Source organism: Peribacillus frigoritolerans (assembly GCF_004358755.1).
GTDB lineage: Bacteria > Bacillota > Bacilli > Bacillales > Bacillaceae > Bacillus_P.
The window spans coordinates 122,869-137,602 of record NZ_SMZY01000004.1; the positions used below are offsets into that span (position 1 = coordinate 122,869).

Here is a 14,734-nt window from a genome sequence, read left to right on the forward strand (position 1 = left end):
CCGGAGGAGAAAATTGTGATATTTTATATTTTTCGAAGATTACTGGAAATAATCCCAGTCATATTTGGAGTAACACTCGTTGTTTTTCTAATTATGCAGATGGTGCCAGGGGATCCAGCAGTATTACTTGCAGGTGAAGGAGCATCAAAAGAAACAATCAATCAAATACGAGAAGAATTAGGTCTAAATGGACCTCTGTACATGCAATATGGCGACTATATCCTCAATGTCTTTCAAGGTGACTTGGGAACATCATTAAAAAGTCAGCAGCCTGTCCTTCAAGAGGTCCTTGCAAGACTGCCTATTACAATTGAATTAGCGTTCTACAGCATATTGATTACCATTGTCCTTGGAATGGCAGCAGGTATTATCTCGGCAGTAAGACCATACTCTCCTACTGATATTACTGTCATGGTTGTAGCTTTATTAGGGATTTCTCTCCCAAGCTTCTGGCTTGGAATGCTCTTAATGTATGTTTTCTCCGTTAAACTTCACCTATTGCCTGTTGCAGGATGGGACAGTATTCTACACATTATATTACCTGCTTTTACCCTTGGGTTAGGCGGCGCTGCAATCGTAGCCAGAATGACCCGCTCGAGCATGCTCGAAGTTGTGCGGAAGGATTATATTCGTACGGCACAAGCGAAAGGGCTAAAAGGATATGTCATTATTTATAAACATGCACTTCGAAATGCTCTTATACCAGTTATTACTGTAGTAGGGCTTCAATTTGGCGCTTTACTCGGCGGAACGGTTTTGATCGAATCCGTTTTTGCCATAAACGGTCTCGGGCGTATGATCGTAGATTCCATACGCATGAGGGATTTGCCAATGGTACAAGGCGGCGTACTTATTGCCTCCCTCGTCTTCGTTTTTGTTAACTTATTTGTTGATATTTTATATCGATTCTTTAATAAACGAATCGAGTTAAATTAGGAGTGATCAGGTATGGATAAAAAAGTTGTGCTGAAAGTAAATAATCTCAAAACCTATTTTTCATCAAAAAAGGGCGTTACCAAAGCTGTCGATGGCATTGATTTTGTTCTGCATGAAGGGGAAACCCTTGGGATTGTAGGGGAATCAGGCTGTGGAAAAAGTATGACATCGCTTTCCATCCTTCGTCTTATCCCCTCTCCCCCGGGAAAAATTGTTGATGGAACAATTAACTTTAAGGGGAAAGATATTTTACAAATGTCTGAGAAAGAGCTGCGTCAGATGAGAGGAAATCAAATTTCGATGATTTTCCAAGAACCAATGACCTCTTTAAATCCAGTCATACGGGTTGGAGAACAAATTGCTGAAGCGATACGCGTTCATCAAAGGCTGTCTAAAAAGGACTCGTGGAAAAAAGCGGTTGAGATGCTGAATCTCGTTGGGATACCTTCTCCTGATAAACGAGCAAAACAGGAGCCCTTTCAGTTAAGCGGCGGAATGCGTCAGAGGGTAATGATTGCAATGGCTCTAGTTTGTAATCCGGAGATATTAATTGCAGACGAACCGACTACAGCACTAGATGTAACTATACAAGCGCAAATCCTGGAATTAATGAAAGATCTTCAAAAGAAATTAAATATGGGCATTATTTTTATTACTCATGATCTTGGTGTTGTTGCTGAATTATGTGACAAAGTTGCTGTTATGTATGCAGGTCAGATCGTTGAATACAGTACAACTGAACAGCTATTTTCAAACCCGAAACACCCATACACAACCGGTCTCATGTCCTCTCTGCCTAAACTGTATGAAGATCAGGAAGAATTACAAACAATGAAAGGAAATGTCCCTTCGCCATACGATATGCCGAAGGGATGCCGTTTTTCTCCTCGATGTCCGCTGGCAACAGCGCAATGCCATGATGAGGAACCATCCCTTGCTACTTTAGAGGATGGCAGTCAAATTCGCTGTTTCCTTTATACCCCAGACTCACAAAAAAAAGGAGTGAAGGCAAAATGACAGAAGCGATAGCAGTAAAAAAGCCATTATTAGAAATCAGTGGACTCAAGCAATACTTTCCTGTTAAACGTGAGTCTCTGTTTCAGCCCAAACAGGAAGTAAAAGCAGTTGATGACATCAGCTTCACCCTTTATGAAGGGGAAACATTAAGTATTGTTGGTGAATCGGGATGCGGAAAATCAACTACCGGCCGTGCTATCCTGCAGCTGGAAAAACCAACTGAGGGAGTCATTAAATATAATGGAATAGACCTAACCAGTCTATCTAAAAGAGACCTAAGAAAAATGAGAGGTGATATTCAAGTTATCTTTCAGGATCCATATGCATCATTAAACCCGCGTCAAACCGTAAGAAAAATTTTGAAAGAAGCAATGACTATTCAGAAGGTGCTTCCACCATCACAGCAAGAACGAAGAATGAAAGAACTCATGGATTATGTCGGCCTTCCACTTGCTTCATTAGACCGTTTACCTCATGAATTCAGCGGCGGCCAAAGACAAAGAATCGGCATCGCCCGTGCGCTTTCAGTTAACCCTAAAATCATCATTTGTGATGAAGCCGTCTCTGCTCTCGATGTTTCCATTCAAGCACAAATTTTGAATTTATTAAAACGGCTTCAAAAAGAGCTGCAATTAACGTACCTATTTATTTCACACGATCTTAGTGTAGTAAGACATATTTCTGATCGTGTGATGGTCATGTACTTAGGGAAGCTTGTGGAGGTAGGATCAAAACACCAATTGTTTCAGGAGCCGCAGCATCCCTATACAAAAGCATTACTATCAGCAATTCCAGTGGCAGAAGTTTCAGCAAAGAAAAAAGAGAGAATCATTTTAAAAGGAGATGTTCCTTCTCCTTTAAATCCGCCGTCCGGATGCAAATTCCATACTCGCTGTCCTTTAGCAACAGATCTATGTATAGCTGAACTCCCCCCTATGATTGGAAAAGATGGTCATTTTTCCCGCTGTCATTACGTTTAATAGATGTTTTCAGAATCTTCTTTTTCTACTAGAATAGATACATAATTAGTTCGGGGAGTCTTACAATGATTACACTTGAGTCCTTTTCCTTCTATATCATGATTTGTGTTTTAGCCCCTTTACTCGGGGCTTTTAGCTTATTGTTCTTATTCATTTTTGAGAAAAGATTAGATCAATTAAAAAAGGAAAAAACAGAGTTAATGCTGAAACAGGAGCTTCAAGAAGCAAAATACAATCAGCTTAGCCGTCAAATACAGCCGCATTTCTTTTTTAATACACTGAATGTTATCCTTAGTTTAGCAAGATTAAACAGAAGAGAAGAACTTATTTCCTCCATCGAAGTTCTCTCTAAATACTTAAAATTCAAATACAAAGAAACAGAGCCTTTCATCACGATTGAAGAGGAAGCAAGATACACACAGTACTATCTGGATATTCAAAAAATCCGATTCAGAGAAAGACTTGAAATCATATGGAAAACTGAGAATGAGGTTTTAAGCGCCCTTATCCCTCCTTTCTTATTGCAAACTCTTGTTGAGAATTCTTTTAAACATGGATTGGAAAAGACACCCGGCAGTGTCAAATTAATCATCTCTATTCAAGAAGAAAACGAACATATTCAATTAGATGTATGGAATACCTCTTCTCCTGAAGTTGATTACGCATCTTATCAGGAAGACGATGAAATAGGCTTAGGTCTATTTAATATTCAAAAAAGGCTGCAAATGCTGTTCCCGCTAGAACAGACCTATCTTAAACTGCAGCGAGAAGAGCATGGGACAAACGTTCAAACTCTCTGGCCAAAATTATTGATAGAAAACCGCTATAATTTCCAAAAGGAGAGTTAAATATGCATATACTGCTTGTCGATGATGAACCTCTTGAACTAGAACAACTCGAATATATCATACAGCACCGTTTTCCTTATTGGACTATCCATAAAGCAATTGATGCATCAAAAGCTATAAAAGTAATGAATGAATATCCTATTTCACTTGCTCTACTGGATATTCAGCTGCCAGGAAAGTCCGGCATTGAACTAGGTCTAGAATTAAAAAGGCTAAAAAAACTTGACATCGTAATGGTAACCGCCTATCAATCTTTTGATTATGCACAAGCTTCCATTCGATTAGGAGCAAAAGATTATATTACCAAGCCGATTATTGAAGAAGAGCTGTGCAAGGTGTTAGAGAACTATCAGCATTCGGATGTTCAATCACACATCATTCAAGAAGCAATAAATATCATCCATGAACAATATAGCCAAAAACTCTCCCTCTCCTTTCTGGCGAATCAAATCCATATCAACAGTGCCTATTTAAGCAGGAAGTTTCACGAAGAAATGAAAATCAGTTTCTCTGAATATCTAAATGACTATCGAATTGATATGGCGAAACAATTACTGCAGGAATCAGAGAAATCCATATCTTCTATTTCAGAAGAGTGCGGATTTAATAGCCAGCATTATTTTAGCGTTTTATTTAAAAAACAGACTGGTTTATCACCGAGAGAATACAGGCTTAGAGAGAAGGTTTAATTATGAAGCAGGGAGTCTATCATCACTATATTCAAGGAGGCATTAAATTCGGGATTGCATATGGCGTCGTTTCTCTTTTAGCGAGATGGATTACAGGCAATACCATTCTTTCATCACCAGAAACACTTGTTAAATATGGACTTTTAGGAGGTGTGGGCTACGCATTAATGGGTGCCTTTGCTCTCTTTTCTTTTGGCTGGATTGCCCCGATTATACGAGAACGCTTTCCAGATGCCATGACAATTGGCGATGTCTTAACGACAAGGCTCAAGGGAAATTCCTACTGGTTTGTCATGACAGTCTTATTGATTACAAGTATTGACTCCCTCTTTATACAGTCCCTTGGGGCAGGTATATTGCTTCATTTGCTATTCGACATTCCTGTTTTTGTTGGGCTGTTCATTTTTTTTGTATACTGCTTTTTACTGGGCGGAATTGGCGGTATGAAGAAAATCCATCAATTTGAGGGGGTACATATTTCCCTTATTTTTGCTGCTATTATTCTAATACCCGTTTATTTTTTTATCCAAGAAGGGATTTTTCCTGTTTATGATGGACTTCATCTCTACCATCCCTACTTATTATTTCTGAAAAACAGCTCTGTCACCCCCTTTGTCCTGACTGCTCTATTAATTGGATTTGGGCAGGTCTTGATAGATAGAGCCAGCTGGCAGCGACTCTACATTATTGAAAAAAATAAAATCAGAACAACATTCATGATGGCAGGCATTATTTGGGCAACCATTCCCATTGCCTTCTCCGGAATGATTGTCATAGCAATTTTCAGCCAAGGATATGAAAATCTTTATTCAGTACTCTTCCAGCTCATTGATAAAATGGACTCATTATTTTTATTATTGCTATTTATCGGCTGCTGCTTCAGTGCTCTAGCATCTACAGTTGGCGCCGAACTGCATGCAACATCTATTATGATTATCCGAAATATGCTTACTGACAAATTTAACTGGAACGAACATACCCAGCTTAAAAATACTTACATCGCTGCAGGTATTCTCTCTCTGTCGCTGTTTGCAATTAGTTCTCTTCTGTCTCCCAATTTACTTGAGCTCATTTTCTTTTTTGGGCAAGTCTATGCATCGATTATCCCAACAATGGCAGCAGTTATTTTCTACCGAAAGGAAATTCCCGCTTACTTGCCGTACTGCTCTTTAGCAGGATGGACTGCCGGAACAATATCCCTTTTTTATCAATCTTCCATTTTCTCCATCTGGATCAGCTTTTTCACAGCAAGTATATTGGTCTTCCTTTATATTGTAATGAATAAAGCTAAAGTATGATTATCGTGGAAATAATTAAGATTCAGCATCTCTGAGCCCCATACTCTTAAAGAAGTTTGCTGGCTTTGAAGGGTTTTATATAAATGCCAGAATCGATACGTATCTCCAAAAGGAACATCCTCTTTTGGAAACAATCGATCGGGCAAAGGCATACGCAGAAAGCGGAACCAGCGGAATTTTTGTTCCCGGATTGTCAGCAGATGAAGAAATAAAGGAAATTGTCTTTCATGTAAACGCTCCGCTTAATATTTTATCTTTACCTGGGCTAACGAATGGTACTAAGCTTAGCTTCTGAAATGCACTATCTGACAAAATGATGTCTTTATTAGAGATGAATGCTGCTCACTTATTAGAGTGTAGCGATACTGCACACTTATATGATAAATAACCTTGAGGCGGGGTGTCCTATCGTGCCGGGTGTTAACCTTTCTTTTGAAGAAAAGTGGGAGAAAATCATTGCTTGTGATCAAACCTATGATAGGTTTTTTTTATGGCAGTGAAAACAACTTAAATTTATTGCCGTCCTTCTTTTCGATCCAAAAAACCTAAAAAAAAAATGTGAATTTTACAATGACTTATTAAGTGCAGAACATGCCGGATTCAGTGCCTGCAAGAGGTGTCAGCCAGAAATAGAACACTCTCCTCATCTTGTACTTGTCAGAAAGGTTATTGCTTTCATGGTAAACAATTATAATCAAAAGCTCCAATTACAGGATATTGCAGAACATACAGGAGTAAGTCCGTTTTATCTCGAACGGCTATTCAAACAAGAAACGGCTGAAAATCCACGATCCTATTTGGAAACTATAAGAGTCGACAAGGCTGCCCATCTTCCGATAAGCACGGACAAAAATAATCTGGATATTTGCTTTGAAACTGGATTCCAAAGTCCTTCAAATTTTTACAAGGTATTTCGCCGTTTGAAAAATTGTTCGCCATGTGAATATCGAAAACTTTACAATTAAAGTCATTGAAGGAACCAAAATTAAAAGGCTCTGCCTTTTTCAGGTAAAGCCTTTTGATTGAATAGAATTGATATGAAATTTATAGCTGTCTCTCCGCTTTTTGCAGTAAAACGTTGGCCAGGTCCGACAGGCTCTCTGTTGTTTTATTGATTTCCTGAATGGAATCAACAATCGCATCCAGATCGACTGTGTTTCTGCTGAACATCTCCATGTAATTCTCCATCTCCATCTTTACTGTGACAAGCCCGCTCCGCACTTGCTGGATTTGAGATTGAGAGGTTTGAGTGGACTCATTCATAGAACTCATGATGGTGACGATTGTGTCCATATGCTTGTTGCTGTTTGAGATTAGGGCGTTGATTTCATTGCTTGTTCTTTTGGAATCCTCTGCAAGCTTTCTGACTTCGCTTGCTACAACGGCGAATCCCTTTCCGTGATCGCCTGCGCGTGCCGCTTCAATGGAAGCATTTAATGCCAGCAGGTTTGTCTGGTCAGCAATTCCTTCAATTTCTTTTGTCATTCTTGTTATTTTGTCCGAAATGCCTTTGAGGTCTCCAATTCCCTCAAGTGAGCTTTCCACTTTTGCAATAACCTCTCCAAACGCCGAAACCATTTCGTCCATTTGCTCTTCGTTTTTGTTCGTCAAGTTCAGAAGGTTTTTGCTGCTTTTTTGAGTCGATTGTATTTCTTCCCGGATTTGTTCGGCCTTTGAGCTTGTCTCATTCATAGTCGAATCTGTAAGCTGGACAGATGCCGCCATTTCCTGGCTGATGGAAGAAAGCTCCCTTTGAAGATTAACATTTTCTTCATTCAGCTCGTTCAGCTCATTCATTCTTTTTTGCATATATTGATCCACAACAAGCTGTGAATCGAGATTGATCGCATGAGTGATTGCAAGCAGTGCCACAGAGAGTTTTTCCGGCTCAGTTTGAAGCACCTGAACGACCTTTGGAATCAGCAGAGCACTGATTGCTGAATATGTTGCCAAAAACCATGTAACAGGCAAGTGAGCTCTGTTATGTGTTCCTCCGATGCGGTTTCTCATTTCAAAAAAGCGTTCATCCATTTCACCGCTCAGCAGGCTTTTAAAATAATCAACAAACACAGCTTTTAAGCGTGCTCTTGTGGAATGATCTCCAGCAATCCTGCTTAGCACAGGCTGCTTGTATAAGTGATTCAGCACTGTTTCAAGGAGTTCATCAAGGATAGGCATGACAACAGGCTTCAGCTCCTTTAATGTTTCGAGCTGTTCATTGGTATAACCCATGTATGCAAGCCTCGAAGACAATTCTTTATCTTCAACAACTACCATATGTTTATCTTCAGGAAATCCCATGACAGGATTGAATGTTTCTGCCGGTTGTTTTTTTGAGAAAAGTGTCAGCATCTAAGTACCCCTTATTTTCAATTAGTTAAAAAACGTTCAATCTATAAAAACGACATTCTATTCCTACTATCGGCAGAAAAAAATAAAACTAAAGTCCCGAAAACAATAAAAAAGAGCAAATCTTTTGCGATCTGCCCTTTATCCTCACTCTATCTACCCCTGCAAGCTTTATTGAACAAGGGAATGTTTAAAAGCATAAATGACTGCTTGTGTGCGGTCCTGCACGTCTAGCTTGCTTAAGACATTGCTGACATGTGTTTTCACTGTTTTTAATGCGATAAATAATTCATCGGCAATTTCCTGATTTGTTTTTCCTTCTGCAACGAGCAGCAAAATTTCCATTTCCCGTGCCGTCAGTTCGTCATGAGGGTGGTGAACAGGTTTTTGACGCATTTTCATCATCATTTTCCCAGTGACCTCCGGTTCAAGAACAGATTGCCCATGGAATGTATTCCGGACTGCATTTGCGATCTCGCTTGCTTTGGATGTTTTCAGCATATAGCTTGTTGCACCTGCTTCAAGGGCAGGATACACTTTTTCATCATCCAGAAAGCTTGTGACAATAATGATTTTCGCTTCAGGCCATTTCTCAATGATTTGTCTCGTTGCTTCAATCCCGTCCATTCCTTCCATGACAAGATCCATTAAGATAATATCAGGACGGAGTTCGAGAGCAAGTTCGATTGCTTTAAAGCCGTTATCGGCTTCACCCACTACTTCAATGTCGCTTTGAGCGGCTAAATAGGAGGAAACACCAATCCGCACCATTTCATGATCATCTACAAATAAGACTTTAATCATTATTCTCACCCCTTACAACTGGTATTTTCACTTCAAGCTTCGTTCCTTTTCCGGGGAAGCTCACTATTTTCATCGTGCCACCAAGCAGGGCTGCTCTCTCGTGCATATTCTGCAGGCCATAGCTTCCTGTTTTGGCAGCATCGACTTTAAATCCTGCGCCATCATCCATTACTCTAAGCAAAATCAAATCATCCCGTTCAATAAAAAGCACTTCAAGTGTTTCTGCTTTTGAGTGGCGAAGTGTATTTGAAACACATTCCTGCAGGATGCGGAAAAGGTGATCTTCAATTCCTTTATCAAGCTTCATTTCTTCCATTTTCCATGAAATCTCCATCGGAACCTTCTGCTGCAGCTCTTCTAAGAGTTCCTGCATCCCTTCATTGAGCGTTTTTCCCTTGAGGGCTGCCGGTCTGAGATGCAGGAGCAGAGCCCTCATTTCAAGCTGGGATTGATGAATCATCTGCTCAACCATACTTAATTGTTTATTTTCTGCTTCGCTGCGATGATCTGCTGATTCATTAACGGCTGACATCATCATCGATGCGGCAAAAAGCTGCTGACTGACTGAATCATGAAGCTCCCTTGCAAGCCGGTTGCGCTCTTCGGAAACGATTTTCTGTATGCGTTTCTCCTGTTCTTCTGCTTTTTCATTTGCGAGCTTTTGAGAAAGCTTTGTTTGCTCTGTCATATGCTTTTGAAGATTGCGCAGATGCTGCCAGATCTTTTCAAATTCTCCTGACTTTCGGTTAAAAGAGGCATCTGTGAATTTTCCCTGCGCAAGCTGTGAAAGTCCATCTGACAGCTGAACAATATCGCTTCGCAAAAATATACCCGAGAGCAGGCCAAGAAACATGCCTATCAGCAGACTGACTGCAGGAATGACATAGATAAAAGGAAGATCAAGCATTTCGCTTTGCCATAAGATGCTCCAGTCATTCAGTGGAAACATGACAAAAAAACTGACAGATAAGAAGACGAGAACAGAAAAAGAAATGGCTGCACCTAAAGCCATTTGGCGAAAAATGCTGCTCATATCCTTTTCACCTCTAAATCACCAACAATCGAAGATGTCACCACTTTTACCTTTTGCACGGCATCCTCGTAGCCTTTTGTCTGATACGAAACAACTTGATTAAAGACCTTTGGCTCTCGATGTTCAAAGATGGATACAGCTCCGGCCCATGAAGAATGCTGAAACGCTGCATCAAGCTCATATGGGAGAAGGATTTTCACATTTCCGATAACATTCCGGATCACAATGATGCATTCTTCCTTCGGCAAAACGGTATTGCTGAGATCAATAATTGTATCCCCGATTCCGCTTTGGATATTAATATCATTCCATTCATAAATTTCTTCAGCAGAAGTCTGCTGACCAAAAACATTGTTGCTGAACAATGGCTTTTTATAAAGGACATCTTCTTTTTTCAGTAAAATCGACTCTTTTATTTCAGGTGTAATAACCGCAGGTGTTTTTTTAGATTGACGGTATTGAAACAATAAATAAATGGCGAATGCGAAAATCAGAAATTTGACCGCCCATAAATTCATGACTGTGATAATTAAACTGATTAACCCAAACCAAAAGAGCAGTTTCCCCGTTTTTCTGGCAAGGCGTTTTTTCCCAAGATAGATGCAGATCGATGAGAAAATCAGAAAAAAGATAAGCCCGCCATGATCAAACAGGACTTCAAGCATTAACAGAACGATTCCAATGAGCAATATATAGGTCATCATATCAGCGTTCGCTTTTTTGAGCATATGGGCTTACCTCCTTTCGTCCTGAATTTGCCTTAAAAAGGCGCAGAAATCTACGCCTTCTTTAGAATACCATGTTTTTATTGTGCAATAGAATCTTCTTTTTTAAGTTCTTTTTCAAGCTGTGCAATTCTTCCATCAATTGTATTGCGGTGATAGCCTGTGTTGACCTGGTGCTCTAAGCGGTCCAGATAGTTTTCCATCTCGTCAAAGCGTCCATAAGAACCGGCTGAATAGCTGCTGCTGTCTAATACTTTGTTCATGCGGTGAGAGGCGCGGGCTGTATTTTCACGGCCCATCAGTTCCATGCGCTTGATATACATGTCCTTTAGTTTATGCTTCATTTCTTCATACTTGCGTTCAAGATCTTCTAATTGAAGGGTTACTTCTTTGAGAGACTCGTTCAGTCTTACTGTCCGCTCCTGATATTGGTCATGTTCTCTCACTGCAAATTCGTGCAGTTCTGTTTCGCCGGCTTGTGCTGCAATTTCTGCCTGTCGCTTGCGTTTTTCAGTAAGGTGCTCTGCTTCCTTAAATTCGCGGGTGAATTCTTCTTTTAATAAATACTGTCTTTCCACGAGCTTGCGGACCTTATCTGTTTCCTGTTCACATTCTCTTAAGTACTGATTCAGCATAGCGATTGGATTCTTCTGTTCTTTTTGATCCAGTATTTCGTGAAAATCTGCAGTGATTGTTTCCTTGATTCTTGTAAATAAATTGCTCATTTATTTCCACTCCTCTTTCTGTTATTGGTTTTTTTTCATTTCTTCCCATTGTCTTTCAAAATTAGTGAATGGGTCGTTTGATTCTTTAAACGATGACTTTTCTTTGTTGTTCCACTTTTTATAGACAACATATAGGATGTAAGCTGCGACTGCGCCAAGTACGGCTGGAAGATTCGATGCCGATGCACATAAGGCAATGATTCCGGCGATTGCCCAGAAAACTTTCATTCCAGTTGAATCCGTCTTCATGAATCCTTTATACGAGTAATAGAGGATCACCAGACTGATGGCCAGCGCAAGCATTGGGGCCAGATTTGCAAGCAGGACTATGGCTGCAATACCCCCTGCGATCAATAAACCGAATTTTTTCATTTTCTGTTCCTCCTTTCTATATCTCTATCCTACCTTCCCTGCTGTTTTCCCATAACGAGCCTGAGCTTTATTTTGAACTAAGACCTGAGGCGTAGCAGGCCATGAGACCTGCATTCCCCTTAATATCTCGTCTAATATATTAAATTTTTACATAATTTTAAAAATTCCCTCTTGTCCAATACTTATTTCCTTGTTATCATAATGAACATTCAACTATGAAATTACAGGAGGCATTTTTGTGAAAAAACAATATTTAATTGGAATCCTTATTTTTATCCCATTTTTACAGATTATCTTGCTTCCTTTCGTAAACAGGATTGATCCGATCATTCTCGGGCTGCCATTCCTGCACTTCTGGCTTTTCCTGTGGATCGCCCTGACTCCTTTGTGCACGTGGGGAATCTTTAGAATTCAAAAGAATCAGGGAGGTCTTGAATAATGCAGCAAGGTAATGTTACAGCACTCAGTATTACAATTTTCATCATTTTAACGGTTGTTTTAATCGGTTTTTTAGCCGGACGTGATAAAGCTTCAAGAAGCTCTGTTGAAGAGTGGTCGGTTGGCGGCAGAAAATTTGGAGGACTGCTTGTCTGGTTTTTAGTAGGTGCCGATCTATATACTGCTTATACTTTTCTAGGTTTAACCAGTACAGCATTTCAGGCCGGAAGCATTGCCTTTTTCGCTATTCCTTATTCTGTTCTGGCATACTTTATCGCTTATTTTTTTCTTCCAAAGCTTTGGAAGGTGGCAAAAGAATTTCAGCTGACAACACTTGCCGACTATGCACGCGAGCGCTTTGACAGCAAGCTGCTTTCATCGTTAATTGCCATCGTAGGCGTACTTATGCTGATTCCTTATATTGATTTACAGCTAAGCGGCATAATGGATACTTTACGTGTTGCAGGTACTGGTTATATCAATGTAACAGTGGTTGTCATTACCTCTTTTTTCTTAGTTGCACTGTACACATTTTTCAGCGGGATCAAAGGTCCAACTTACACAGCCATTATTAAAGATGTTCTTGTATGGGCGATCATGCTTTTCATGGTTGCATCTCTTCCTATCATTCACTTCGGGGGATGGACACCGATGATTGATAAAGTGGTGACAGAGGCGCCTCAGCTTTTAACGATTCCTGAATCAGGACCAAAAGGATTAATGTGGTTCTCAAGTGCGGCCATTGTTTCTTCTCTTGCTCTGTTCATGTGGGCGCATGCTGCTACAGGTGTATTTACAGCAAAAAGTGCAGATGCCATTCGCAAAAATTCGATCTTTTTGCCTTTATATAATGTTGTTTTAATCCTTGTCATCTTCTTGGGATTCATTGCATTCCTTGTCCTTCCCGGAGATACGGATCCGCGTTTTGCACTGCTGACGCTGATTCAGACATCCTATGGCGGGGTAGCACAGGGCCTTGCCTATTCAACCATTGCCCTTGCTTCTCTCATTCCGTGTTCCATTATGGCTATTGGCGCATCGAATTTATTCGCCAATAATATCTATAGAGATTTAATCAATCCTAATGTAAAGCCTGCAAAGCTTACACTAATCACAAGAAGTATGGTATTTCTGGTCATCGGTTTAGCCTTAATCTTCGGGTTATTATTTCCGACAGCTCTTGTATCACTGCAGCTGCTTGGTGTTTCCGGGATGGTTCAGATCTTCCCTGCAATCGTACTCAGCCTCTTCTGGCAAAAGCAGACGAAAGAAGCAACCATTATCGGTCTGCTTGTTGGATTAGCAGTAACATTCACAGTATATGGTACAGGCCTATCGTTTGGAGTTTATGAAGGCTTCTGGGGATTATCAGCCAACTTCCTGACACTATTCATCTTAAATCCGATTTTTTCAGCAAAAACAAACCATGTTTTCAATTATCTTTTTCATAAGAAAAATGAGCATGAAGCTATAAGAAAAGGCGCTTAACAGAAACAGGTACATTTCTTAATGGAGATGTACCTGTTTTTTCTTTAAAGCTTCTCGCTCCTTTTAAAGTAGTGGTTTCCTTCTTTTCCAATAAGGGGATAATAAGATAAAAGCACACTATTTTCTTACTACCACTAATATTAGGAGGCTGTCCCCACTATGAATCTATCTGGAAAAGTTGCAATAGTTACCGGCGCAAGCTCCGGCATTGGAGAAGCTGCCGCGATAAAACTTGCTGAACAGGGAGCAAAAATCGCTCTTTTAGACATAAAAGAAGAAAATGCCAAAAAAGTGAAATCGGCCATTGAGGCCAAAAATGGCGAGGCCATCATTATTGAGTGCGATGTTTCCGACGCAGAACGAATGGAAAGCAGCTATCAAAAAGTCTTCAGCACTTGGGGACAAATCGATATTGTGTTTGCTAACGCGGGGATCAACGGCAGATGGACTCCTATTGAGGATCTTTCTCCCGAGGACTGGGATCAAACAATCAACACGAATTTAAGAAGCACCTTTCTGAGTGTGAAATATGCGATTCCCTATATGAAGGAAAAGGGCGGAAGCATCATCATCACAAGCTCTATTAATGGCAACCGCTTATACCGCGGATTTGGCCGTTCAGCCTACAGCACGTCAAAAGTAGGGCAGGTCGGATTCGGAAAAATGGCAGCCCTGGAGCTTGCAGGATATAAAATCAGGGTCAATATGATCTGTCCTGGAGCCATTGAAACGAACATCGACAGCAATACCTTTGCAGAAGAAGAAAACATCGAAAAGGTTGAGATTCCGGTTGAGTTTCCAGAGGGCGAACAGCCTTTAGAAAAGAAAGCCGGCTCTCCTGAGCAAGTAGCCGATCTCGTTTATTTCCTTGCCTCCGATTTATCAAGTCATATCACTGGAACAGAAGTCTATATTGATGGAGCAGAATCATTGCTTTAACCTGCAGCACCTTCTATTAAGAAGGTGTTTTTTTTAGGATAAAAAATCCTCATTTGGCCCAAAATAAACCTCTAATCTGTACAAAAGGAGGGT

Annotated in this window: 16 protein-coding genes and 1 pseudogene; 11 read left to right on the forward strand and 6 right to left on the reverse strand. The window is 40.3% G+C overall.

The annotated features are described in order from the left end of the window. Positions 1–15: 15 nt before the first annotated feature. The 8 genes and pseudogenes from E2R53_RS18275 to E2R53_RS18310 all read left to right on the forward strand — a co-directional run bounded on the left by E2R53_RS18275 (position 16) and on the right by E2R53_RS18310 (position 6,733). Complete coding sequence (locus tag E2R53_RS18275) at positions 16–936, forward strand: ABC transporter permease (protein ID WP_133313203.1); 921 nt, start codon at positions 16–18, stop codon at positions 934–936. 12 nt (positions 937–948) lie between these two features. Next, positions 949–1,953: an ABC transporter ATP-binding protein gene (locus E2R53_RS18280; protein ID WP_133313204.1), complete on the forward strand. Its 1,005-nt coding sequence runs from the start codon at positions 949–951 to the stop codon at positions 1,951–1,953. Beyond that, positions 1,950–2,933 carry an ABC transporter ATP-binding protein gene (locus E2R53_RS18285; RefSeq protein WP_133313205.1) on the forward strand — a complete coding sequence of 328 codons (984 nt, stop codon included), beginning with the start codon at positions 1,950–1,952 and terminating at the stop codon, positions 2,931–2,933. The genes E2R53_RS18280 and E2R53_RS18285 overlap by 4 nt, the downstream gene beginning before the upstream one ends. A gap of 65 nt (positions 2,934–2,998) precedes the next feature. Continuing rightward, positions 2,999–3,781 carry a sensor histidine kinase gene (locus E2R53_RS18290; RefSeq protein ID WP_133313206.1) on the forward strand — a complete coding sequence of 261 codons (783 nt, stop codon included), beginning with the start codon at positions 2,999–3,001 and terminating at the stop codon, positions 3,779–3,781. Between the two features lie 2 nt (positions 3,782–3,783). Beyond that, positions 3,784–4,470, forward strand: a complete 687-nt coding sequence (locus E2R53_RS18295) for a response regulator transcription factor (protein WP_133313207.1) — start codon at positions 3,784–3,786, stop codon at positions 4,468–4,470. A gap of 2 nt (positions 4,471–4,472) precedes the next feature. After that, a complete protein-coding gene (locus E2R53_RS18300) occupies positions 4,473–5,768 on the forward strand; it encodes a hypothetical protein (RefSeq protein ID WP_133313208.1) in 1,296 nt (431 codons plus the stop codon). A 79-nt stretch (positions 5,769–5,847) separates the two neighbouring features. After that, positions 5,848–6,063: an isocitrate lyase/phosphoenolpyruvate mutase family protein gene (locus E2R53_RS23655; protein WP_286166315.1), complete on the forward strand. Its 216-nt coding sequence runs from the start codon at positions 5,848–5,850 to the stop codon at positions 6,061–6,063. Positions 6,064–6,145: 82 nt separating this feature from the next. Beyond that, positions 6,146–6,733 (forward strand): annotated as a pseudogene (locus E2R53_RS18310) (bifunctional transcriptional activator/DNA repair enzyme AdaA). A gap of 79 nt (positions 6,734–6,812) precedes the next feature. On the opposite strand, the gene E2R53_RS18315 reads toward E2R53_RS18310, so the two are convergent. The 6 genes from E2R53_RS18315 to E2R53_RS18340 all read right to left on the reverse strand — a co-directional run bounded on the left by E2R53_RS18315 (position 6,813) and on the right by E2R53_RS18340 (position 11,776). Continuing rightward, positions 6,813–8,120 carry a globin-coupled sensor protein gene (locus E2R53_RS18315; RefSeq protein WP_133313209.1) on the reverse strand — a complete coding sequence of 436 codons (1,308 nt, stop codon included), beginning with the start codon at positions 8,118–8,120 and terminating at the stop codon, positions 6,813–6,815. 168 nt (positions 8,121–8,288) lie between these two features. Further along, positions 8,289–8,921 (reverse strand): response regulator transcription factor, encoded by a 633-nt coding sequence (locus E2R53_RS18320; protein ID WP_133313210.1) that lies wholly within the window; start codon positions 8,919–8,921, stop codon positions 8,289–8,291. Next, positions 8,914–9,954, reverse strand: a complete 1,041-nt coding sequence (locus tag E2R53_RS18325) for a sensor histidine kinase (RefSeq protein WP_133313211.1) — start codon at positions 9,952–9,954, stop codon at positions 8,914–8,916. The genes E2R53_RS18320 and E2R53_RS18325 overlap by 8 nt, the downstream gene beginning before the upstream one ends. Beyond that, entirely contained in the window at positions 9,951–10,682 is a 732-nt protein-coding gene (gene liaF, locus E2R53_RS18330) for a cell wall-active antibiotics response protein LiaF (RefSeq protein WP_133313212.1), read from the reverse strand. Before liaF ends, E2R53_RS18325 begins: the two co-directional genes overlap by 4 nt. A 77-nt stretch (positions 10,683–10,759) precedes the next feature. After that, positions 10,760–11,404 carry a PspA/IM30 family protein gene (locus E2R53_RS18335; RefSeq protein ID WP_133313213.1) on the reverse strand — a complete coding sequence of 215 codons (645 nt, stop codon included), beginning with the start codon at positions 11,402–11,404 and terminating at the stop codon, positions 10,760–10,762. Positions 11,405–11,425: 21 nt separating this feature from the next. Next, positions 11,426–11,776, reverse strand: a complete 351-nt coding sequence (locus E2R53_RS18340) for a flagellar basal body rod protein (protein WP_133313214.1) — start codon at positions 11,774–11,776, stop codon at positions 11,426–11,428. 238 nt (positions 11,777–12,014) lie between these two features. Between E2R53_RS18340 and E2R53_RS18345 the strand changes: the two genes are divergently transcribed. The 3 genes from E2R53_RS18345 to E2R53_RS18355 all read left to right on the forward strand — a co-directional run bounded on the left by E2R53_RS18345 (position 12,015) and on the right by E2R53_RS18355 (position 14,641). After that, the gene (locus E2R53_RS18345) at positions 12,015–12,215 is read left to right on the forward strand and encodes a DUF3311 domain-containing protein (protein ID WP_133313215.1); all 201 of its coding nucleotides are present in this window, start codon (positions 12,015–12,017) and stop codon (positions 12,213–12,215) included. Continuing rightward, positions 12,215–13,702: a sodium:solute symporter family protein gene (locus tag E2R53_RS18350; protein WP_133313216.1), complete on the forward strand. Its 1,488-nt coding sequence runs from the start codon at positions 12,215–12,217 to the stop codon at positions 13,700–13,702. The genes E2R53_RS18345 and E2R53_RS18350 overlap by 1 nt, the downstream gene beginning before the upstream one ends. 159 nt (positions 13,703–13,861) lie before the next feature. Then, entirely contained in the window at positions 13,862–14,641 is a 780-nt protein-coding gene (locus E2R53_RS18355; RefSeq protein ID WP_133313217.1) for an SDR family oxidoreductase, read from the forward strand. The last annotated feature ends 93 nt before the right edge of the window (positions 14,642–14,734 follow it).